The organism is Amycolatopsis alba DSM 44262 (assembly GCF_000384215.1).
Classification (GTDB): Bacteria; Actinomycetota; Actinomycetes; order Mycobacteriales; family Pseudonocardiaceae; genus Amycolatopsis; species Amycolatopsis alba.
In genome coordinates this window covers 4,498,703-4,519,164 of sequence record NZ_KB913032.1, presented here as the reverse complement: position 1 = coordinate 4,519,164, position 20,462 = coordinate 4,498,703, and the positions used below count along the sequence as shown (strand labels likewise).

Below are 20,462 nucleotides of genomic sequence, written 5' to 3'. Positions count from 1 at the left end.
CGGTTCAATCCTCTTTCGGTTTCGCGGAAATGCCGTGCCCGAGTTCGCGGGCTTCGAGATGTCGTTGCTGGATCCGGTGTCCCTCGGCGCGGTCGGCCTCGGTCGGTTCGAGCGGGGTGTCGCCGTGGTCTTCCTGCCAGCGGGGAGGTTCCGTGCTGGAAGCGAGTGCCCAGGCCGCCTGACGCGCGGCGCCGACCGCGACGTACTCGGCGACCTCGGGGATGACGACGGGCACGCCGAACACGATCGGCGCAACCGCGCGGACGGCGGCCGATTGCGCGCCACCGCCGATGAGGAGGACACGGCGGACTTCGAGCCCCTGATCACGCAGGGCGTCGAGACCGGCCGCGAGTCCGCACAGCATGCCTTCGACGGCGGCGCGCGCGAGATTCTCGGGCGTCATGTTCGCGCGGGTCAGGCCGAAGAGCGTGCCGTTGGCGTCCGGGAGGTTCGGCGTCCGCTCACCGTCGAGGTACGGGAGGAAGGTGAGGCCACCGGCGCCGGGCTCGGCGGCGAGCGCCAGCTTGTCGAACTCCGCGAGCTCGACACCGAGCATCGCGGACGTGGCGGTGAGGACGCGGGCGGCGTTGAGAGTGCAGGCCAGCGGGAGGAAACGGCCGGTGGCGTCGGCGAATCCGGCGACGATGCCGGAGGGGTCGGCGCTCGCGGTTTCGGAGACGCCGAAGACGGTGCCGCTGGTGCCCAGCGAGACCACGACGTCACCGGGAGCGAGTTCGAGTCCGAGCGCGGCGGCCATGTTGTCGCCTGTCCCGGCCGAGACCAGGATCCCGTCCGGGGTGTGGCCCGCGGCTTCGGCGGGGCCGATCACCTTGGGCAGTTCGGGGGTTCGGCCGCCGAAGGCAAGCGCGAGGAGGTCTTGGCGGTAGGTGCCGGTGGGCGGCGAGAAGTAGCCGGTGCCGGAGGCGTCGCCGCGATCGGTGACCGGTTCGGCGCCCGCGCCCAGCAGTCGCCAGGTCAGCCAGTCGTGGGGCAACAGGACGCGGGCGACGCGATCGGCCAGCTCGGGCTCGTGCTCCGCCATCCACCGCAGCTTCGTGACGGTGAAACTCGCGACCGGCAGCGAGCCGACCGACTTCGCCCAGTTCTCGGGGCCCAGTTCGGTGCCGAGGTCTTCGGCCGCCTTCGCGGACCGGGTGTCGTTCCACAGCAACGCGGGACGGACGACCTCGCCTGCCTCGTCGAGGGTGACCATGCCGTGCTGCTGACCGCCGACGCCGATGGCGCGCACGCCGTCGAGAAGGCCGTCGGTGGCCTCGCGGAACGCGTCCCACCACGCGGAGGGGGCGACTTCAGTGCCTTCGGGGTGCGAAGCGCGGCCGGTGCGGACGATCTCGCCGGTGTCCGCGTCGCAGACGACGACCTTCGTCGACTGGGTCGAGGAGTCGATTCCGGCGACCAGGTCAGATCTCATATTCCGGCCCTTCCGGGTCGCACTCGACCTGCTCGATGGCCGTTCCCGCGTTCAGCGCGGCCTCGATCTCCTCGGTGGGCGTCAGATCGTCGGTGATCAGGAGGTCGTAGTCGCCGATGTCGCCGTGCGCGAAGGTGGCTGTGCGGCCGAACTTGGAGTTGTCGACGACCAGCACGTTGTGGCTCGCGGTGCGCAATGCGGCCTGCTTGAGCGCGGCGTAGTCCTGGACCGGGTGGAACAGGCGGCCGACCGCGACCGCGGCGACCGAGACGAACGCGATGTCGGCGTGCGTGCGCTCGAGGAACGCGAGGACGTCCGGACCGGCGCACGAGTCGTACTCGTGGTGGTAGCGGCCGCCCGCGAGCACGACCTCGACGCTCTTGACCGGGCCGAGGATGCGGGCGGCTTCGAGCGAGTTGGTGATGACGGTGAGGTCCTCGATCCGGCCGAGGCGACGGACGAGCGGGAAAAGCGTCGTCGAGTCGTCGACGAAGACCGTCTGGCCGGAGTGGACGTGCGCCGCGGCGGCCTCGCCCAGCGTGTCCTTCGTGGCCTGGTTGAAGGTGTCGCGGAAGCGGGCGGCCGACTCCATGGTCGTCGCCGGATAGGCCTCGACCTTGCCGCGGAGTTTGCGGAGGAGGCGGCGCTCGGCGAGGTCGTCGAGGTCGCGGTGCATCGTCATCAGGCTGACGCCGAACCGGGTGGTGAGATCGTCGATGCGGACCTCGCCGGTGGCGATGACGTGGTCGAGGATCTCCTGGCGGCGGTGCTCGACGGCGGCGTCCGAAGGCCTGGTCTTAGACATGGGCGACACCGTTCACGACCCGGACCTTCACGGTCTCGGCGGGGTGGGTGTCGGCGCTCACACCTGCTTCTTACCAGATTATTCGCCCAGAGTTAACACGTAACTCGATAACTCTCATATTTCCCCGCCACCCGCCCCTGCCCCCTCCGTTTCGATGTTCGCTGCCTAATCGCGATCTGATGGCACCTGCCCGCAGAGCGCGATTAGGGGGCGAACATCGAAACGGGGCCCTGGTCAGGGGGTCAGGGAGAGGGCGGCCCGGATGGCGGCCGGGACGGCGCTCAGGATGCCGGACGCCGAGGTGGGGGCGCCGTCCGCGGCCAGGGACCCGGCGAGCGAATGGACGTGCGCGGCGGCCCCGGCCGCCAGCCACGGGTCGAGCCCGGCGGCGAGCAGCGCGCCGACCAGACCGGACAGCACGTCCCCCGAACCGGCCGTCGCGAGCCACGATCCTCTCGGCGTGTTCACCAGCACGCGCCCGTCCGGCGCCGCGACCACCGTGCAGTGCCCCTTCAGGAGCACGACGGCGTCGTACTTCCGCGCGGCCGACCGCGCCGCCGCGACCCGGTCCGCCCCCGGCGGCGAACCCATCAGCCGCTCGAACTCCCCCGCGTGCGGGGTCAGCACGAGCGGCGTGTCCGGATCCCGCGCGTCGAGCACGTCGGGCGATCGCGCGATGATCGTCGTCGCGTCCGCGTCCGCGCACACCGGCACGCCACGCCCGAGCACGAACCGCAGCACCTCCCGCCCCTCGTGCCCGGTGCCGATCCCCGGCCCGACGACCCACGCCTGCACCCGTCCGGCGTCCGTCACCGAACCCGTCGCGATGATCTCGGGCCAGTGCCCGCGCACCACGTCCGCGGCATGACCGGCGTACCGCACCAGCCCGGACGTCGCCCGCACCGCGGCACCGGCCGCGAGCACGGCCGCCCCCGGATACGTCGCCGATCCGGCCGCGACGCCGACCACGCCTTGGCTGTACTTGTCGTCGTCCGGACCGGGCGTCGGCCACGCCGCGGCGACATCGGCCGTGTCCAGCCGTCGCAGATCAGGCTCGCCGAGTTCCGGCCGCAGCCCGATGTCCACCAAGGCGATCTCGCCGCAGGACTCGGGCGCGAGGGCGTGCACCGGTTTGAGCGCGCCGAAGGTGACCGTCCGGTCGGCGACGACCGCCGGACCGTCGACGGCACCGGTGTCCGGATCCACCCCGCTCGGCAGATCGACGGCCAGCACCGGCGAGCTCACGTGCTCCAGCAGCGCGGCGGCCTCCGCCCGCAAGGGCCCGCGCGCCGAAATGCCGACGATCCCGTCGATGACGAGATCCGCTCGACGAATCCACTGTGGACCGTCTTCAATGGACACCACCTTGCCGCCGGATCGCTTCAAGGCAGCCAAACCCGGACCATGAGCGCGTTCGGGCTTCAGCAGGATCGCCGAGACGGCCACGTTGCGACGACGCAAGAACGCGCCGGCCCACAGGGCGTCACCGCCGTTGTTGCCCGACCCGACGAGCAGTGTCACCCGCCGTCCGGACACCGAACCCGTGTGCTCGGCCAGCATTTCGGCGGCGTGCACCGACAGGCCGAAAGCCGCGCGCCGCATGAGCTCGCCGTCGGGCGTGACGGCGAGCAACCGGTCCTCCGCCGCGCGAATCCGTTCCGTGGTCCAGATTCCCTGCACGACGCCTCCGGTCTTCTACTCGACGGTGACCGACTTCGCCAGGTTACGCGGCTTGTCGACGTCGTACCCGCGCGTGCGGGCGATCTCGGCCGCCAGCACCTGCAGCGGAACGGTGGAAACCAGCGGCTGCAGCAGGGTCGGGACGGCCGGGATTTCGATCAGCTCGTCGGCGAACGGGCGGACGGTCTCGTCGCCTTCCTCCGCGATCACGATCGTGCGGGCGCCGCGCGCCTGGATCTCGCTGATGTTCGACACCAGCTTCGAATGCAGCACCGCACGTCCCTTGGGCGACGGCATCACCACGACGACGGGCAGGCCTTCTTCGATCAGCGCGATCGGACCGTGCTTGAGCTCTCCCGCGGCGAAACCCTCGGCGTGCATGTACGCCAGTTCCTTGAGCTTCAGCGCGCCTTCGAGGGCGACCGGGAAACCGACGTGGCGGCCGAGGAACAGCACGGCCTTCGAGTCGGCGATCCGACGGCCGAGATCGCGGACCTGATCCACAGTGGACAGGACCTTCTGCACCGCGGCGGGCATGGCTTCGAGCTCGGCGAACTCGCGGGCGACCTCGTCCGGGTACTTGGTGCCGCGGGCCTGCGCGAGCGCCAGGCCGACCAGGTAGTTCGCCGCGATCTGCGCGAGGAACGCCTTGGTCGAGGCGACACCGATCTCCGGACCTGCGTGCGTGTAGAGGACGGCGTCGGACTCGCGCGGGATCTGCGCGCCGTTGGTGTTGCAGACGGCCAGGACGCGGGCCTTCTGTTCGCGCGCGTGACGGACGGCTTCGAGAGTGTCCGCGGTCTCGCCCGACTGGGAGACGGCGACGACCAGGGTCGCGCGGTCCAGCACCGGGTCGCGGTAGCGGAACTCGCTGGCCAGCTCGACCTCGACCGGGAGACGGCACCAGTGCTCGATGGCGTATTTGGCGACGAGGCCCGAGTGGTACGCGGAACCACAGGCGACGACGAAGACCTTGTCGACGTCACGCAGGTCCTGGTCGGAGATGCGCTGCTCGTCGAGGATGATCCGGCCGCCGTCGAAGTGACCGCGCAGCGTGTTCGCCAGCGCTTCCGGCTGCTCCTCGATCTCCTTGAGCATGAAGTACTCGTGGCCGCCCTTTTCCGCGGCCGAGAGGTCCCAGTCGACGGTGAACGGCTTGGCCTGGGCGGCGTCGCCGTGGAAGTCGGTGACCTCGTATCCCTCGCGGGTGATCACGACGAGCTGGTCCTGACCGAGCTCGACGGCCTCGCGGGTGTGCTCGATGAACGCGGCGACGTCGGAGGCGACGAAGTGCTCGCCCTCGCCGACGCCGACGACCAGCGGCGAGGAGCGGCGGGCGGCGACGATGGTGTCCGGCTGGTCGGCGATGGTCACGACCAGGGTGAACGCGCCCTCGAGACGACGGCAAACCGTGGCGACGCTGGCCGGGAAGTCGCCCTTCGTGTCGCCCTCGGTGTAGGCGCGGGAGATCAGGTGCGCGGCGGTCTCGGAGTCGGTGTCGCTCGCCATCTCGACGTTGTCGGCCTCGAGCTCGGCACGCAGGGCGGCGAAGTTCTCGATGATGCCGTTGTGCACGACCGCGACGCGCTGGGAGGCGTCGCGGTGCGGGTGCGAGTTGCGGTCGACCGGGGCGCCGTGGGTGGCCCAGCGGGTGTGGCCCATCCCGGCCGTGCCGGTGAAGGCGTCTCTGCCGACTGTGTCGAGCTGGGTCTCCAGGTTGGCCAGGCGGCCCGCCTTGCGCTCGACGTTCAGCGCGCCTGCGCCGTCGAGGACGGCGACGCCTGCCGAGTCATAGCCGCGGTACTCCATCCGGCGAAGCCCGCCGATGACGACGTCCAGGGCCGGGCGGTGTCCGACGTATCCCACGATTCCACACACGGCCGCCAGCCTAACGACGAAAATCCGGCCCCCGTCTTCCGGGCGGCCGCGTGCGACTTTCGCGGGCTAATCGCGATGCGCGGGGCGGCGCGCGGGCCGGACGGGGGTGCGGGCAGTAAGGTCACGCGCATGGCCAGCAAGCCCAAACAGCTGCTCGCGGAGCTGTCCCACCCAGGTCCGCACGAGGTGCTGCGCGGCAACCTCGCCCTGGTCGGACTGCCCGGTGTCGTGTTCACGCCCCGCTCCGGACTCGGTCTGCCCGCGATCGCGTTCGGACACGGCTGGCTGCAGCCCACCGGGAGCTACCGGCACCTGCTCCGGCACCTCGCGAGCTGGGGCATCGTCGCGGCGGCTCCGGCCACCCAGCGCGGACCTTTGCCGTCGCACCGGCTGCTGGCCGGTGACCTGCTCACCACGCTCGACCTGATCACGACGGTCCGCCTCGGACCGGACGGCATCAGCGTCGACCCGGCGAAACTCGGCTTGGCGGGGCACTCGACGGGCGGCGGTTCGGCGGTGTTGGCCGCCGCGCAGGCGGCCGAGAACGACGACCGGCCGCAGATTCGCGCCGTCGCGACCATCACCCCCGCGCAGACGCTGCCGCCGGCGACGGTGTCGGCCCGGTCGGTGACCGTGCCCGGCCTGCATCTCGCGGCTGGCGAAGACCTCGTCGCGCCGCCTGTCGGGCACGCCGAGGCCATCGCGGACGCGTGGGGCGGGCCGGTCCAGCTGCGGACGCTCGGGAAGTCTTCGCACCTCGGCGTCACCGAGGGCAGGCACTGGAGCCAGCTGCTGCTGCACGGGAAGCCGCACCGCGGGACCCAGCAGCTGACGAGGGCGCTGTTCACCGCGTTCTTCCTCACGCACCTGACGGGGACGACGAAGTACCAGCCCCTGCTGGACGCCGACGTCAAGCGCGCCCCGATCGAGGTCCAGGACGAACCCGCCGCCTGATCGCGATTAGCCCGCGAAAGTCGAAACGGGGCCCAGCAGAGCGCGGCGGCACCAGATCGCGATTAGCCCGCGAACATCGAAACGACCCCAGCCAGGGCACGACCGCGCCAGATCGCGATTAGCCCGCGAAAGTCGAGACGGGGGCCGGGCAGCAAGAAGGGCCCGGCTCTGGTGAGCCGGGCCCTGAAGTGCGGTGAAGCGGTCAGTCGACCATCCACGAGTTGTTCGAGAAGTCGTCGTCGTCGAAGCCCTTGTCGCGAGCGTGACGACCCCGACGACGCGCGGGCGTGCCGGGCGCTTCGGGTGCTCCGGCGCTCGGAGCGGCGGTGGGCGCTGGCGCAGCCGGCGGGACGTCCACGGTCGCGGGCACTCCCGGCGCGACCGGAAGAGGCGGCGGCGGAGGCATCGGCCGCGAAGTGTCGGTCCCCTGACGGGCACCGAATTCGGCGAACCGGGCGTCCGGCTTGTCGTCGTCCTCGATGTCGAAGCCGATCATGTGGCTGCGGTCGGCGGTCGTCTTGCCGGTCAGCCAGCCACCCGCCTCCTTGCTCCGCTTCCCCAGTTCCTGCATGTGGGCGGCGTACTTGTCGTGGACGGCGGCGTCCTTTTGCATGGTCTCCACCGCCTGGGACTTGGCATCGGCGAGATGCTTTTCCCGCAGCCCGCGCTGCTCCAACTGCTCCGTGATGGCGGCGTCCTGCCTGGACATGGCGGCCGCCAGCCGGTCAACAGCGCTCATCGGTCCTCCCTCGTTCCCCGGCTACCGATCATCGCTCGTAGCTGATCGAACGGTCGCCGCCCTCGTCGTCGAGCGATCCGCTGATCCGGCCGCCCGCGCCACTGGTCTCGAAAATGCCACCCTCGACGCGGTACTGGCTCGACCCGCGCTGCGTGTCACCCCCGCCACCACCGGCCGCGCCGCCCATGGCACCCATTCCACCCATCATGCCGCCCATTCCGGCGGACGAGCCAGAGGCACCCGCCCCGGCACCGGCGGGCGCCGGGTCCATTCCGCCGGGAGCCGCCCCGAGACCGGCATCGGCCGCGGCCGGCTGCGCGCCGCCCCCGGACTGGTTCCCCGTCTCAAGCGAACCGGCTTCGTTCAGCGACCCCGCCGAACCACCCTCGCCGACGCCACCGAGCGCGCCTTCGAAGCTGCCGCCGCCTCCGCCGCCACTGGCCGTCGGCACGGTGCCATCACCACCCGCGCCCGACGCGGCACCACCGGAAGCCTCAGCGGCGGTCCCTTCGGCGCCGACGCCCACCTCGACGCCCCCCGGAGCGCTGAAGCCACTGCCGCCACCGCCAGGAGGGGCCAGGCCATCAGCCGGGGCGGGCATCGTGCGGACCTCGTCGAGCTTTCCGGGCTGCGGATTACCGGGATTCCGGTCGTCGAGGCCGTTCTTGATGTCGTCGGTCTGGACGACATCGCCGGGCTTGAGTTCCTTCTTTTCACCCTTTTCATCGAGGGTGTAGGTGGTCGGCTCACCCTTGCCGTCGTCGACGGTCACCACGGTCGGGCCGTTCGGGCCGTCCGGCTGCTCGGCGGTGATCTTCAGGTTGCCGTCCTGAATGTGGATCTTGCCGTCCGGGCCGGGCCGGTAGACGCCGTCCTTGCCGGGCTCGCCTTCCTTGACCGCACCCTGCGGACCGAAGTCGCCGTCCTTGCCGTCCTTGGCCTTCTCGCCGTCCTTGCCCTCTTCGCCCTTGGGGTCGTCGAAGTCGAGCTTGTAGTCCTTCTCGTTGCCTTTGCCGTCGTCGACCTTGATATCCATTTTGCCGTCTTTATCCGGCTCGGACATCTCGATCTTGTTGTCGCCCTTTTCGACGGTCATGGTGTCCTGGCCGTCGATGCCGTCCTTGATCGCCTCACCCGTCGCCGGGTCGATCGGGTACGGCTTGCCGGTCTCGGGGTCCAGTTCGAGCGGCTTCCCGGTGACCGGGTTCGTGCCATCGGCAGGCTTGTCCTCCGGCTTCGGCGCCTCGGGGACAGAGGCCGCCGGCGGCGTGCCGCCACCTCCGCCGGGAGGCGTGCCACCCCCGCCACCGGGCGGAGTTCCGCCGCCACCACCGGGCGGGGTCCCGTTGCCATTGCCGTTTCCGTCGCTGCCCGGCGGCTTCTGGTTGCCCGGCGGCTTCTCGGATCCCGCCGCGGGGAACGGGTTCGTGTAGTCCTCCATGAACCGCGAAAGCTCGTGGTACTGCGTGTTGATCGTGTCGGTCGCGTTCTTGCAGAGCTTCTTGAAGTTCTCGAACCGCTCGCCGAACTCCGTGGCGAACGACCCCTTCAGCCACTGCTTCGCGGCCCCGATCGCGTATTCCTTGTTCCCGTCGTTCAGGTCGCAGTCGTCGTGACGCAACCGGTCGGCGAGGTTGTTGCCGGGGCACGCGGAGTCGAGCCAAACCGCGACGTCCATGAGCTTGTCTTTGGAGTCGACCTTGCCGTTCGCGATCTCGACGACCTGCTTCGCCGTGAACAGCGGCGCCGTGGCGACCTTGTCGACACGCAGCTTCAGCGTTTCGTCGACCTTCAGCTTGAGCGCGGTGTAGATCTTGTCGATCGTCGCGGGCACCAGTTTGATGGCGCCGTCCATCTGCGCGACGAGTTCCTTCGCGTCAGGCTGGATCCGCTGCTCGTACTTGACCTTCGCCGCCGTCGCGCCCTCGCCCTTCCAATCGTGGAAGAGCGTGGTCAGCGCCGAAGTGGCGTCGGTCCCGGTCTGCTCGACGGCCTTCTTGGCGTCGGTGAGGTCCTCGACCTCGTCGAACATCGCCTGGAAGTTGATCTCGCGGTTCTCGTGGAACCGGTCCCAGATGTCGGTCTTGTAGTTCATCTCGGACGGCTTGTCCGGCATCTTGTTCCAGACCTGCTCGATCCAGTCGGAGAAGAAGTCCAGCGCCGGGTTGCCGAGGTCGAGCACCTGATCGGACTTGGTCGTCGCACCGCCCGCGGCAGGCCTGGCCATGGAGTCGAGATCCTTGTCCGCCTTCTCCACGGCGGACTTCTGTTTCTTGTCCGCCGCCGCGTTCGAGTCACGCTCGGCGATGGCCTTCTCGTAGGCCGCGTCCCCACCGAAGATCAGCGCGTTCTTGGTGCCCTGCGTGATGTACGGGTCGTCGAGCAGAGCCTTCTTCTGCTCCCACGTGTACTTGCTCATTGCGTCCCCGCCTTGTTGGCAGCCGCGGCGTTCGCCTGGTCGGATGTGGTGTAGCGGGTCGACGCGGTGCTGACCCCGCCGGCGAGCTGGGTGAGCTGGCCCGCGTAGCCCTTCATCGCGTCGGAAATGGCGAGGATCCCGGCGGCGTAGCCCTTTTGGTAGTCCTTGTGCACCCGGCCGAAGTCCGCGGGCTGGACCTGGGTCGGCCCGACCTTCCCCGCCTCGGACGTCGTGTGCTGAGCCGCGCGATCCAACGACGTCGACGCCGTGAGCATCGCCTCTGAATCGGCTTTGTAGCCCCCGTCCGGCATGACCGGTGCCCCCTTCGTCCCGCTGTATCCGCCTCGTTGACCTACCTACGACGCACGACGGCGGCATCAGGTGCCGTCGCATATGCACACAGAATGTACCCACCGGTCACCGAAGCCGCAGGGACATTCATACCTTTGCTAACTCAAACGATTTCGGCGCAAGAAGCCTGGTAGACCGCGTTTTCGCGGTTTCGCGCCTGCCTCGACGGCTTCGGCGAGAACGGTCGCCGCGCCCCGGATGTCGACGAGGCGATCCAGCTCGTCGAGGTCGATGTCGATGCCGAACTCCACTTCGACCGTCGCGAGGAGACGGACCCGGCGCCGCGAGTCGACCCCCATCTCGGCGAAGGGCGTGTTCTCGTCGATGGTGTCCGGATCGACGTCGAAGGTCTCGCAGACGAGGGCCTTGATCTCGTCGACGTACTCGCTCCCGTCAGCTGCCATGGAGGGATTCTGTCCCATCCGCGGTCCAATACCGCGTTCTGGCCGCGGAACGCGCGACCTTGCCGCTGGACGTCCGCGGCAGCCCGCCGGGTTTCACCAGGAAGAAGGCACGAAGGCGCACGTCGTGCCGCTCGGCGACGGCGCGGGTGGCCGCCCGCGCGATATCGGGTTCGTCGAAGTCGGGGGCCTTCCGAGCGCGCTCGGCGACCACGACGACCCCCTCGCCTTCGTCGCTGTCGACCGCGAAGGCGGCGACGCGCTCGGGCCCGAGAAGCGGGTGGGCGTCGGCGACCGTCTCTTCGATGTCGTGGGGGCTGTGATTGCGGCCGTCGATGATGATCAGGTCCTTCAGGCGTCCGGTCACCGACAGCCTGCCGTTCCGGATCGTCCCCAGGTCGCCGGTGCGGAGCCAGCCTCGTTCCCCGTCGAGCTCGGCGTCGAACACCTCGGCGGTCAACTCCGGACGCCGCCAGTATCCGGCCGCAACGTTGGGCCCCTTGACCCAGATCTCGCCCGCCCCGCCCGTTTCGACTTTAGCGGGCAAATCGCGATCCGGTGGGGCGACGACGCGGACCCGCTGCCCACGGGGCCAGCCGATCTCGACGACTTCGCGGCCGTCCACTTCGGTCACCACCGGGCCGCTGGAATCGCCGCTGGCGACGTAGACCGTCGCTTCGGCCAGACCGTAGGACGGCCGGAAAGCACCCCGCGGGAAGCCGTGGGGTTCATACGCGGCGAGGAACTCCCGGACGGTCGCCGCCCGGACCGGTTCGCTGCCGCTGAGCGCGATCGACACCGTCGAGAGGTCGTACTCGGCGCGTTTCGGCTCGGGCACGGCCTCTGTCACCAGGTCGTATGCGAAGTTCGGGGCAGCCGTGAGCGTGTTCGGATACGCCGACATCAGCAGCAGCCAGCGCTCCGGGCGCCGGATGAATTCCAGCGGCGCGATGAACACCGTCCGGCCGCCGGAGTGCATCGTCCCGGCGAGCAGTTGCGCCAGCCCCATGTCGTGGAAGAACGGGATCCAGCCGACGCACGTCGTGTGCTCGCCGACGTCGTAGGCGTCGCAGATCTGCCAGCACGCGGCCGACAGCGCCCGATGCGTGATGATCACGCCGGCGGGTGCCCGCGTCGTGCCGGAGGTGTACTGCAGGTAGGCGGGGTCTTCGGGAGAGAACGGTGACGGCAGGGACCGGTCCGCCGGGTCCAGCGGCAGGGTGTCGACGGCGACGATCTCGCGGGGAGCCGGGACCGGCTCGGCCTCGGCGAACTCCGTCAGCCGCTGGACCAGGGCATCGGAGGTGAGCCAGATGTCGGCGTCGCAGTCGTTGAGGACCCCGACGAGCCGCTCGCGGTGAGCGCGGACGTCCGGAGCGGACAGTGGCACCGCGACGGCCCCGGCGTACAGCGCGCCGAAGAACGCGACGACGTAGGAAAGGTCCTGGCGTGCCGTGATCGCGACACGGTCTCCAGGCTGGATGACCTCGCGTAGCTTCGCCGCGACGGCGCGGACGTGAACGAGAAGATCGGCCCAGGTCAGCGTGTCCTCGACGGGCTCATGCCGGTTCGAGCAATCGAGGTGCGTGTACGCGGGGCGCTCGACGTCGGCGCGATCGAGCAGGCGACGCACGAGCGGGGTCCGCAGCACTTCTTCGGGCACTTCTCCTGACACTTGCACATCCTCCGGCCGCGGCATGGGCATCATACGAGCGTGGACGACTTCTTCGTGCTGAACGATCCGGCGGACCGCGTCAAAGCCCTGCGCGACCGCGAGCTCAGCTCGAATCCCGGTGGCGGCGCCGCCGAGACCCCGAACCTCCTGCTGATGGACGGCGCGGACCACCGGCGGCTGCGCGCGGTCGTCAAGGAGGTCATCGCCCTGGTCGAGCCCCTGCCGGACACCCTGCTCGCCGACCTGCGCATCGCGATTAGCCCGCTAAAGTCGAGTGCGCGGTTCGACCTGGTGGCCGACTTCGCCAGGCCCGTGGCGGCCAGGGTGACGGAAGCGGTGCTCGGCACGGTCGAGCCACTCGGCGAGACGCTGCTGACGAATCTGTCGGAGACCGCCGCGAACCTGGACGTCTGGTCGGGCGGGCCGGGCGGAGCCGACACCGCCGCGCTCAGGGTCGCGATGTTCTTCCTCAAAGCGACAGCCATCGAAGGCGGCGGGCTCGCGCTGCTCCGCGAAGCGCACGAAGCGGACCGCATCACCGCGGACGAGCTGATGATCACTCCGGTGATGCTCGCCCACGCGGCGTACGAGAACTCCATGAACTTCCTCGCTCTCGCCGGTCTCGAACTCCTAAGCCGCCCGGACGCCCTCGACGACGTACGCGGCCTGATCCACGAGATCGCCCCGACCCGCTTCGCCGCCCGCCGCGTGACCACACCGTTCTCCATGGCGGGCAAGGACTTCACAACCGGGGACAAACTGGCCATCCCGCTGGGCCCCGACGCCGAACTCGCGTTCGGCCTCGGACGGCACACCTGCCCCGGCTCCCGCGTCGCGGTCGCCGAGGGCGAAGTGGCGCTTCGTGCCCTTGCCGAGATCCTGACTCCCGACCATGTGGCCGAAGACGTGCGCTACAAGACGCACGCCGTCTTCCACGGTGTCGAGCGGGCCATCGTGGTGCGGCGAACCTGAGCGCTCAGGTCGCCAGCCAGTCGGTGTCGGCGAAATCGTCGTCGTCACTCCGCGCGGCCGCGCGCCGATGCCGTCCGGCGGGACGTTCTTCCGGCACGGGCGCCGGAGGAGGCGGGGGCGGCGGCGGAACCGCGGCAGGAGCGGGCGGCCGGTACGAGATCGGCGGCTCGTCGGCCGCGCGGTACCCGGCGCGGCGTTCGTTCTCGCTCTCGTCCTCCTCGAACCCGAAGTCGCCGTCGTCTTCGACCTTGTCGGCGAGGGTCGCCTCGGTCGCCCAGCCACCCGCGGCTTCCGCCCGCCGCTTCTGCTCGCTCCGCGCGGTCAGCGCCGCGCTCGTCTCCTGCTTGAGCTTGTCGCCCGCGGCCTGGGTCTCCTCGACGGCCTTGGCCGCCCGGTTGTCGACCAGGTACATCCGGTCGCCGTTCTCGCGCTCCAGCCCGGCCAGCTTGTGCCGGAGTCTGGCGAGATCCTCCTCAGGATTCACTGATCCCCTCCCGTGACCGCTAACGGAAGCCGATGACGCCGTCGTCGTCGAGCGAGCCGCTGATCCGGCTGCCCGTCGTCGTCGCGGTGTCGAACAGGCCACCGTCGACCCGGTATCCGCTGGACGTGCGCTGCTGGTCTTCACCGGACCCCTGCCCGCCGGCCGCACCGCCGCCCATCATGCCCATGCCGCCCATCATCCCCGCTCCGCCCGCGGCCGGATCTTGGGCGCCCCCACCAGGAGCGGAACCGAGTCCGGACGGCGCCGAGGGAGCGGCCGAGCCGCCACCGGCCCCGGCGGGATCCGAGGTGTCGCCGAGACCGTTGTCCCCGCTGTCGAGCGGATTGCCCAGCGACTGGGCCGTCGTCGATTCGGAAGGACCGTCGGCCGCCGCCGCCACCGGTTCGACCGGGTGCGCGGGTACCTCAGCGGGTGCTCCGCCACCGGTACCACCGGACGTCGTTTCGTGCGGGCCGGCGGCCTGCTCGGCGTGCTGACGAGCGACGTCCTCGACCGGCCGGGCCGCGACGTTCTCGACCGGTTGGGCCGCGGCGCTTTCCGCGGCGTGCCGTGGTGCCGCCTGCGGCGTGGACTCCGGGCTCGCGTGACGGCCGCCCGCGGGTTCGTCCTCACCCAGGGTGTACTTCGACGGATGCCCCGACCCGTCGTCGACGGTCACCAGCGTCGGCCCATCGGGACCGCTCGGCCGTTCCGCGGTGATCTTGAGGCCGCCGTCCTCGATGTGGATCTTGCCGTCGGGGCCTGGCTGATAAATCTGCCCCTGGCTCGCCGTGGGGCGCGAGGCCGCCTGCTGGTCCAGCCGCTCGGCGGTGTCCTTGTGGACAGGGCCGCCCGCCGCGTCTCCGGTCCCAGGTGTGGCCTTTCCGTCGCCGAAATCGAGGTTGTAGTCCTTGGCCTGACCGGCGGCGTCCTGGACGGAGATGCCCATCTTCCCGTCGGCGCCCGGCTCGGCCATGGAGATCTTGCGATCGCCCTGCTCGACCGTCACCTTCTCGGGTTCGGTGCCGGCAGCGTCGTTCTTGATCGACTCGCCCGTGCGCGGGTCGATCGGATACGGCTCCCCGGTGGCCGGGTCGATGTCGAGCGGCTTGTCCGTGACCGGGTTCTTCTCCTGTCCCGGCGCTTCGGGCGTCTCGGGCTTCTCCGGCTGCTTGTATTCGACGGCGCTCGGCGGTGGTTTCACACCGCCACCCGAGGAGTTCCCGCCTCCGCCGGAGGACGGGCCGCCGCCACCGCTGCCGGTGTCCTTGCCGCCGCCACCCTTCTCGACGGGCTTCTCGCCGCCCGTCTCCGGGGTCTTGCCCAGATCCGCGAACGGGTTCTCGACCACCTGACCGAGTGAATCGAAGTAGGCCTTCCACGCGCCGTTGATTGCGTCGCGGGTGTTCTTGCACACCAGCTGGAAGTTCTCGATGTGCTTGCCGAACCAGCCGAGGAAGACGTTCTTCAGCCAAGCCACCGACTGGGGTTTGAGGACCTCGTCGATGGTGCTCTGGTCGATGTCACCGCCGTCGTCGTTGAACGCGTTCTTGGCTTCGATGCTCAGGAACTTGATGCAGTGGATGATGTCGTTCTGGCTGCACGAACCGTCGGCGATGCGGATGATCCGCTCGATGTCCTGCGCCGTGGCACCGTCGATGTTGTCGGTGTACCACTTCTGCAGCCAATCGACCTTCTCCCGGCAGAACTTGCCCACCGAGGCATTGGTCCGGAGAAGCCCGTCACCGGCGGCCTTGAAGGCCTCGGCGACCAGACCGGTCTTGTCCGAATAGGCCTTCTGATAGGCACGCGCCTGGTCGGCCGCGGGGCCTTCCCAGGTGCCGAGTGAATTCCCCAGTTTCCCGGAGACGTCCTGCGCCGATCCGGTGATGGCCGTGCCGACCGCGGTCAGCTCGTCCGCGCTCGCCTTGAACAGGTTGAACGGGATGTTGTCCTGCTCGTGGTACAGCCGCTGGAGTTCGCCGAGTGAGATGGCCGCCCCGCCACCGGCCAGGCCCAGCGCGCGGACGTAGAGCGGGTGGAAGATCTCGTAGACCTTGAACCCCGACAAACCGGGGACCATGATGTCGTTCGAATTCCCGCAGCCGGGATCGGTTTCGGTGGCGCGCCCGGCGATCTCCTGGCTTTTCGCCGCGTCCCTGTTCAGCGCGTCGCGATCGCCCTGCCGCCCGGCGGCCTGGTTCGCGTCGTACTTCTCGTGCGCTGTCTTGTAGGCCTTTTTGACCTCTTCGAGCGAACCGTCGTTGACGTTGAGGTCGCCCTCGGTGATCCAGTCACCGTTCATCGACTTGAGGTAGTCCCGGAAACCGTTCCGCTCGGCTTCGCTGGCGAAACCGCAGCTTTCCGGCGACTCGTCTTCGATGTAGTCGATGTAGTTGAGGGCGAGTTCGCGTTTGGTGTCGCGGTCGATATTCGGGTCGTTGAGGATCTTTTCGACTTCGGCCCGACTGGGAATGTCGTGACCGGTGTCACCACCGACATCTGCGAGAGGCATCAGTGCTTCCTCATCTCGGCGGAGTTGGCGTCCTCATTGGACTGGTAGAGGTCCTTGGACTTCGCGAGTTTGCGGCCGAACTCGTCCGACGCCGCGAGGTAGCTGCGCGCGCATTTCGCCATGCGCTGGATGCTCGCGGAATAACCGGTGAAGCAATCACCGTGCGCCGGTCCGAAGCTCGCGGCGCTCAGATTGATCTGCTCGACCGCCCCGATCGGCCCTTCACAGGCCTGCTTCGGCAGGTCCTGCAAGACCTTGGCTGCCTCGTTCAGCTGCGCCGGATCGACCTTGTGCCCTTTGCCCGCCACTCTTCACCCTCCCCTGAGTGCTCACGTCCAGTCCATGATCGGACGCGCGCGACACCGTTTCGGTGCCGGTGACCCGCACACGGAATGTACCGGGCCGGTAACCAGGGCGCAGCGACTTGGGAAGACTTACGAAGCGGAGGAGACGACTCCCGCGAGCCTGTCGGCGGCCGCCTGTGCGGTGTCGTGCGCCGGGGCTTCGACCATGACGCGGACCAGCTGTTCGGTGCCCGACGGGCGCAGCAGGACACGGCCCTCTTCGCCGAGTTCGGCCTCGACGGCGCCGACGGCGTCGCGGACCGCGGCCGAGACGGCGACCGCCGCCTTGTCCGCCACCGGGACGTTCACCAGCACCTGCGGCAGGCGGTTCATGACGGCGGCGAGGTCGGCGAGCGATTTGCCGGTGGCCGCCATACGACTCATCACCCGCAGCGCGGTGAGGAGACCGTCGCCGGTGGTCGCGTAGGCGGGAAGGACGACGTGGCCCGACTGCTCGCCACCGAGCGCGAACCCGCTCGCGCGGAGCTCTTCGAGGACGTAGCGGTCGCCGACGGCGGTGGTGACGAGGTTGATGTCGTGCGCGCGCATCGCCAGGTGCAGGCCGAGGTTGCTCATCACGGTCGCGACCAGGGTGTTCTTGGTCAGCTCACCGGTCTCGGCGAGGGCGAGCGCGAGGACGGCCATGATCTGGTCGCCGTCGATGAGCTCGCCCGCGGCGTCGACCGCGACGCAGCGGTCGGCGTCACCGTCGTGCGCGATCCCGAGGTCGGCGCCGTGCTCGACGACGGCCGCGCGCAACGCGTCCGGGTGATTCGACCCACAGTGCTCGTTGATGTTGACGCCGTCCGGGTCGGCGTGGATCGCGATGACCTCGGCGCCGGCCTTGCGGTAGACGTCGGGGGCGGCGAAGGACGACGCGCCGTTGGCGCAGTCGACGACGACACGCAGGCCCGCGAGCGGATGCGGGGTGGCCGACAGCAGGTGCTCGATGTAGCGGTCACCCGCGTCGGGGACGTCCTTGACGCGGCCGACGCCGATCCCGGTCGGCCGGGTGACGGGAGCGGCGAGACCGGCCTCGATCTCGTCCTCGATCCCGTCGGGGAGCTTGTGGCCGCCCGCCGCGAAGAGCTTGATGCCGTTGTCGGGCATGGGGTTGTGGGAGGCGGAGATCATCACGCCGAGATCCGCTTCGAGCGCGCCGACCAGGTACGCGACGGCGGGCGTCGGGAGGACGCCGAGGCGGAGCACGTCGGCCCCGGCGGAGGTGAGACCCGCCACGACGGCGGCCTCGAGCATCTCGCCGCTGGCACGCGGGTCACGGCCGACGACCGCGACCGGACGGTGCGAACGGTCGTGGGCGGCGAGGACGCGCGCGGCGCTGGCGGCGAGCGAGAGCGCCAGCTCCGGGGTCAGCTCCTCGTTGGCGAGGCCACGTACGCCGTCGGTACCGAAAAGACGTGCCATCTGTCGACCTCCTTGAAAAACCACCACGACAACCTAGCCAGTGCCCCGGCCAGTCTCCCCGCACCCCCGGTTTCGACTTTCGCGGGCTAATCGCGCGATCCGCGTCGCGATTAGCCCGCGAAAGTCGAACGTGTGGGGCACGCGGGACTGCTGTGACAACGGGGTCCGAAGGAACGAAGGGACCCCGAAAACACGGAAGCGCCCATCCGAGAGACGGATGGGCGCTTCCGCGGGTTGCGCCAGAGGCGCGATCAGCGCTTGCTGTACTGCGGAGCCTTACGGGCCTTCTTGAGGCCGTACTTCTTCCGCTCCGTGGCGCGGGCGTCACGGGTCAGGAAGCCGGCCTTCTTCAGGGCCGGGCGGTCGTCGGCGTCGACCTCGACGAGCGCACGGGCGATCGCGAGACGGAGCGCACCGGCCTGGCCCGAGATCCCGCCACCGTGCAGGTTGGCGAAGATGTCGAACGAGTCGGGCTTGTCGACCGTCACCAGCGGCTCACGGATGAGCTGCTGGTGCACCTTGTTCGGGAAGTACTCTTCGAGCGTGCGGCCGTTGAGCTTGAACTCACCGGTACCGGGAACGACGCGCACCCGGACGACGGCTTCCTTGCGGCGGCCGACGGTCTGGGCGTTGCCACCGGCGGCACGCGACGGGCGCGGGGCGGCGGGGGTCTCGCTGGTCGCGACGGCGTCGCCGACCGGAGCGGTCTCCGTGGCCACGACGGCCTCGGTCACGGTCTCCTCGGTGCTGGTCACAGACTGTTCCTCACTCACTGCGCGACCTGCGCGATCTTGGTGATCTCGCGCGCCTGCGGCTGCTGCGCGGCGTGCGGGTGCTCGGCGCCGGCGTAGACCTTGAGCTTCTTCGCCTGGGCGCGGCCGAGCTTGTTCTTCGGGAGCATGCCCTTGACGACCTTCTCGAGCAGGTGCTCGGGCTTGGTGTCGAGCAGTTCGCCGAAGGAGCGCTTCCGCAGACCGCCGGGGTAACCGCTGTGCCGGTACGCGAACTTCTGCTCGCGCTTGTTTCCGGTGAGCGCAACCTTCTCGGCGTTGACGATGATGACGAAGTCACCGGTGTCCACGTGCGGGGCGTAGGTCGGCTTGTGCTTGCCGCGCAGCAGCGTGGCGACCTCGGTCGCGAGCCGGCCGAGCACGACATCCTCGGCGTCGATCACGTGCCAGGCACGAGTGACGTCGCCGGGCTTGGGGCTGTACGTGGGCAAGGGTCTACCTCGTCGTCAACATTGCGTGTGGGTTCTGTGCGGGCCTAGCGCTTACGCGCCGCAGCGCACAACGACATATGAAGATACCCCCACGCCCGACCCTACTGCGAAGCGGGGGTCGGTCCGGGGTCCCATACTAGGACCGGCGCCCGGCGGGCGCCCCGCAACTGTACCCCGCCGGTGTGGCGGAACCGCCCACGGCATCGTCGTTCGCGGGAGAGGATGAGACGATCCGGACGCGCACCGCGCGCGGGGACTCGATCAGGGGAACGGCGATGAACAAACGGCCAACGACCATCTTGTGCGTGCTGAGCGCCGTGCTGGCGCTCACCACCGCCTGCGGCCAGGGACGTGCGGGCACCGCCGTGCCGAAGGGCGACGACGCGGCGACCTACGTCGGCGTGAAGTTCGAAACGGCGATGAACAAGCTGCAGGAGACCATCGGCGACCAGCGCGACGTGACCAGCGAGTCGGGCGCTTACTTCCGGTTCGACGAGAAGTACGTCCGCAGCACGATCTCCTCGGCCCGCACCGGTTCCCCGGAAGGCCGGGTCAGCAGGCAGCGCTCGCAGAAGAACCCGGACGACAGCATCGACTGGTACACCCCGGCCGACGGCCCCGTCGAGTACGTGTACCTCGGGCCCGCCTACAAGAGCCTCGCCCCGACACCGTGGGTCTCGATGCTGAAGTCCGAGGCCGGGCTGACCATTCCGTGCGCCTGGGTCGGGATCATCACCGCCTGCAAGATGGCCGACGCGATCGCCGTGTCCTACAACGCGGACAAGAAGGTCGTGAAGGGCGCCAAAAGCCTCCCGGACAAGCGGATCGAACTGACCGCCGACGTCCCGTTCGGGAAGTTCATCGAACGGCGGGTCGAGATCCTCCCGCCGTCGATCAGCGGGGGGATCACGGACGAGATGAAGAAGGCGCCGGTGCGGACCACCGTCTCCCTGAACTCGGACGGGACGCTGAACCAGATCGTGATGGACGCGAAGATCGAGGGCAACGGGCACAAGATCGAGCTGCGCTACGACTTCCGCTTCACCGGCAAAGCGAGCACGCAGGATCTGCCGAAGCTGCCGGACGCCTCGCAGATCACCGTGCTGCCGGACAAGGCGGCCAAGGACGACTTCAACCGCCGGTTCAACGAGCTGAAGGGCGTCTGA

At 69.5% G+C, this 20,462-nt stretch carries 18 protein-coding genes; 3 read left to right on the top strand and 15 right to left on the bottom strand.

Annotated features, from left to right (window positions below):
- Positions 1-4: 4 nt before the first annotated feature.
- The 4 genes from xylB to glmS all read right to left on the bottom strand — a co-directional run bounded on the left by xylB (position 5) and on the right by glmS (position 5,795).
- Positions 5-1,432, bottom strand: a complete 1,428-nt coding sequence (xylB, locus tag AMYAL_RS0121645; RefSeq protein WP_020633359.1) for a xylulokinase — start codon at positions 1,430-1,432, stop codon at positions 5-7.
- Positions 1,422-2,237 (bottom strand): DeoR/GlpR family DNA-binding transcription regulator, encoded by an 816-nt coding sequence (locus AMYAL_RS0121640; RefSeq protein ID WP_020633358.1) that lies wholly within the window; start codon positions 2,235-2,237, stop codon positions 1,422-1,424. The genes xylB and AMYAL_RS0121640 overlap by 11 nt, the downstream gene beginning before the upstream one ends.
- A 234-nt stretch (positions 2,238-2,471) precedes the next feature.
- Positions 2,472-3,917, bottom strand: a complete 1,446-nt coding sequence (locus AMYAL_RS0121635) for a bifunctional ADP-dependent NAD(P)H-hydrate dehydratase/NAD(P)H-hydrate epimerase (RefSeq protein WP_020633357.1) — start codon at positions 3,915-3,917, stop codon at positions 2,472-2,474.
- A gap of 15 nt (positions 3,918-3,932) precedes the next feature.
- Positions 3,933-5,795 (bottom strand): glutamine--fructose-6-phosphate transaminase (isomerizing), encoded by a 1,863-nt coding sequence (gene glmS / locus AMYAL_RS0121630; RefSeq protein WP_020633356.1) that lies wholly within the window; start codon positions 5,793-5,795, stop codon positions 3,933-3,935.
- Between the two features lie 129 nt (positions 5,796-5,924).
- Here glmS and AMYAL_RS0121625 point away from each other — a divergent pair, with 129 nt between their 5' ends.
- Positions 5,925-6,749, top strand: coding sequence for a dienelactone hydrolase family protein (locus AMYAL_RS0121625; protein WP_020633355.1), 825 nt, complete (start codon positions 5,925-5,927; stop codon positions 6,747-6,749).
- 202 nt (positions 6,750-6,951) lie between these two features.
- Here AMYAL_RS0121625 and AMYAL_RS0121620 read toward each other — a convergent pair whose 3' ends face one another.
- From AMYAL_RS0121620 to AMYAL_RS0121600, 5 genes are all read right to left on the bottom strand, one after another.
- A complete protein-coding gene (locus tag AMYAL_RS0121620; protein WP_020633354.1) occupies positions 6,952-7,488 on the bottom strand; it encodes a hypothetical protein in 537 nt (178 codons plus the stop codon).
- Positions 7,489-7,516: 28 nt separating this feature from the next.
- The gene (locus tag AMYAL_RS0121615; RefSeq protein WP_020633353.1) at positions 7,517-9,907 is read right to left on the bottom strand and encodes a collagen-like domain-containing protein; all 2,391 of its coding nucleotides are present in this window, start codon (positions 9,905-9,907) and stop codon (positions 7,517-7,519) included.
- Positions 9,904-10,218 carry a hypothetical protein gene (locus AMYAL_RS0121610; RefSeq protein WP_020633352.1) on the bottom strand — a complete coding sequence of 105 codons (315 nt, stop codon included), beginning with the start codon at positions 10,216-10,218 and terminating at the stop codon, positions 9,904-9,906. The genes AMYAL_RS0121615 and AMYAL_RS0121610 overlap by 4 nt, the downstream gene beginning before the upstream one ends.
- A 138-nt stretch (positions 10,219-10,356) precedes the next feature.
- Positions 10,357-10,662 (bottom strand): acyl carrier protein, encoded by a 306-nt coding sequence (locus AMYAL_RS0121605; RefSeq protein WP_020633351.1) that lies wholly within the window; start codon positions 10,660-10,662, stop codon positions 10,357-10,359.
- The gene (locus tag AMYAL_RS0121600) at positions 10,652-12,358 is read right to left on the bottom strand and encodes a fatty acyl-AMP ligase (RefSeq protein ID WP_039795643.1); all 1,707 of its coding nucleotides are present in this window, start codon (positions 12,356-12,358) and stop codon (positions 10,652-10,654) included. The genes AMYAL_RS0121605 and AMYAL_RS0121600 overlap by 11 nt, the downstream gene beginning before the upstream one ends.
- Before the next feature lie 15 nt (positions 12,359-12,373).
- On the opposite strand from AMYAL_RS0121600, the gene AMYAL_RS0121595 reads away from it, so the two are divergent.
- Positions 12,374-13,306 carry a cytochrome P450 family protein gene (locus tag AMYAL_RS0121595; protein WP_020633349.1) on the top strand — a complete coding sequence of 311 codons (933 nt, stop codon included), beginning with the start codon at positions 12,374-12,376 and terminating at the stop codon, positions 13,304-13,306.
- 4 nt (positions 13,307-13,310) lie between these two features.
- Here the strand turns inward: AMYAL_RS0121595 and AMYAL_RS0121590 are convergent, their stop codons facing one another.
- From AMYAL_RS0121590 to rplM, 6 genes are all read right to left on the bottom strand, one after another.
- Complete coding sequence (locus tag AMYAL_RS0121590) at positions 13,311-13,790, bottom strand: hypothetical protein (RefSeq protein WP_026467313.1); 480 nt, start codon at positions 13,788-13,790, stop codon at positions 13,311-13,313.
- 19 nt (positions 13,791-13,809) lie between these two features.
- A complete protein-coding gene (locus AMYAL_RS0121585) occupies positions 13,810-16,305 on the bottom strand; it encodes a hypothetical protein (protein ID WP_020633348.1) in 2,496 nt (831 codons plus the stop codon).
- The gene (locus tag AMYAL_RS0121580) at positions 16,305-16,613 is read right to left on the bottom strand and encodes a type VII secretion target (RefSeq protein ID WP_020633347.1); all 309 of its coding nucleotides are present in this window, start codon (positions 16,611-16,613) and stop codon (positions 16,305-16,307) included. The genes AMYAL_RS0121585 and AMYAL_RS0121580 overlap by 1 nt, the downstream gene beginning before the upstream one ends.
- Before the next feature lie 126 nt (positions 16,614-16,739).
- On the bottom strand, positions 16,740-18,074 hold the full coding sequence (gene glmM / locus AMYAL_RS0121575) for a phosphoglucosamine mutase (protein ID WP_020633346.1): 1,335 nt from the start codon (positions 18,072-18,074) through the stop codon (positions 16,740-16,742).
- 251 nt (positions 18,075-18,325) lie between these two features.
- The gene (rpsI, locus tag AMYAL_RS0121570; protein WP_020633345.1) at positions 18,326-18,829 is read right to left on the bottom strand and encodes a 30S ribosomal protein S9; all 504 of its coding nucleotides are present in this window, start codon (positions 18,827-18,829) and stop codon (positions 18,326-18,328) included.
- 14 nt (positions 18,830-18,843) lie between these two features.
- Positions 18,844-19,296: a 50S ribosomal protein L13 gene (gene rplM / locus AMYAL_RS0121565; protein WP_005166833.1), complete on the bottom strand. Its 453-nt coding sequence runs from the start codon at positions 19,294-19,296 to the stop codon at positions 18,844-18,846.
- A gap of 275 nt (positions 19,297-19,571) precedes the next feature.
- Here rplM and AMYAL_RS0121560 point away from each other — a divergent pair, with 275 nt between their 5' ends.
- Positions 19,572-20,462, top strand: a complete 891-nt coding sequence (locus tag AMYAL_RS0121560) for a hypothetical protein (protein ID WP_026467312.1) — start codon at positions 19,572-19,574, stop codon at positions 20,460-20,462.

Bases quoted from the DNA above. Each gene is read 5' to 3' on its own strand.
- AMYAL_RS0121560 (WP_026467312.1), top strand. From the start codon at position 19,572: ATGAACAAACGGCCAACGACCATCTTGTGCGTGCTGAGCGCCGTGCTG.
- xylB (WP_020633359.1), bottom strand. From the start codon at position 1,432: ATGAGATCTGACCTGGTCGCCGGAATCGACTCCTCGACCCAGTCGACG.
- AMYAL_RS0121600 (WP_039795643.1), bottom strand. From the start codon at position 12,358: ATGCCGCGGCCGGAGGATGTGCAAGTGTCAGGAGAAGTGCCCGAAGAA.
- AMYAL_RS0121615 (WP_020633353.1), bottom strand. From the start codon at position 9,907: ATGAGCAAGTACACGTGGGAGCAGAAGAAGGCTCTGCTCGACGACCCG.
- AMYAL_RS0121610 (WP_020633352.1), bottom strand. From the start codon at position 10,218: ATGCCGGACGGGGGCTACAAAGCCGATTCAGAGGCGATGCTCACGGCG.
- AMYAL_RS0121620 (WP_020633354.1), bottom strand. From the start codon at position 7,488: ATGAGCGCTGTTGACCGGCTGGCGGCCGCCATGTCCAGGCAGGACGCC.
- glmM (WP_020633346.1), bottom strand. From the start codon at position 18,074: ATGGCACGTCTTTTCGGTACCGACGGCGTACGTGGCCTCGCCAACGAG.
- AMYAL_RS0121640 (WP_020633358.1), bottom strand. From the start codon at position 2,237: ATGTCTAAGACCAGGCCTTCGGACGCCGCCGTCGAGCACCGCCGCCAG.
- AMYAL_RS0121625 (WP_020633355.1), top strand. From the start codon at position 5,925: ATGGCCAGCAAGCCCAAACAGCTGCTCGCGGAGCTGTCCCACCCAGGT.
- AMYAL_RS0121585 (WP_020633348.1), bottom strand. From the start codon at position 16,305: ATGCCTCTCGCAGATGTCGGTGGTGACACCGGTCACGACATTCCCAGT.
- AMYAL_RS0121605 (WP_020633351.1), bottom strand. From the start codon at position 10,662: ATGGCAGCTGACGGGAGCGAGTACGTCGACGAGATCAAGGCCCTCGTC.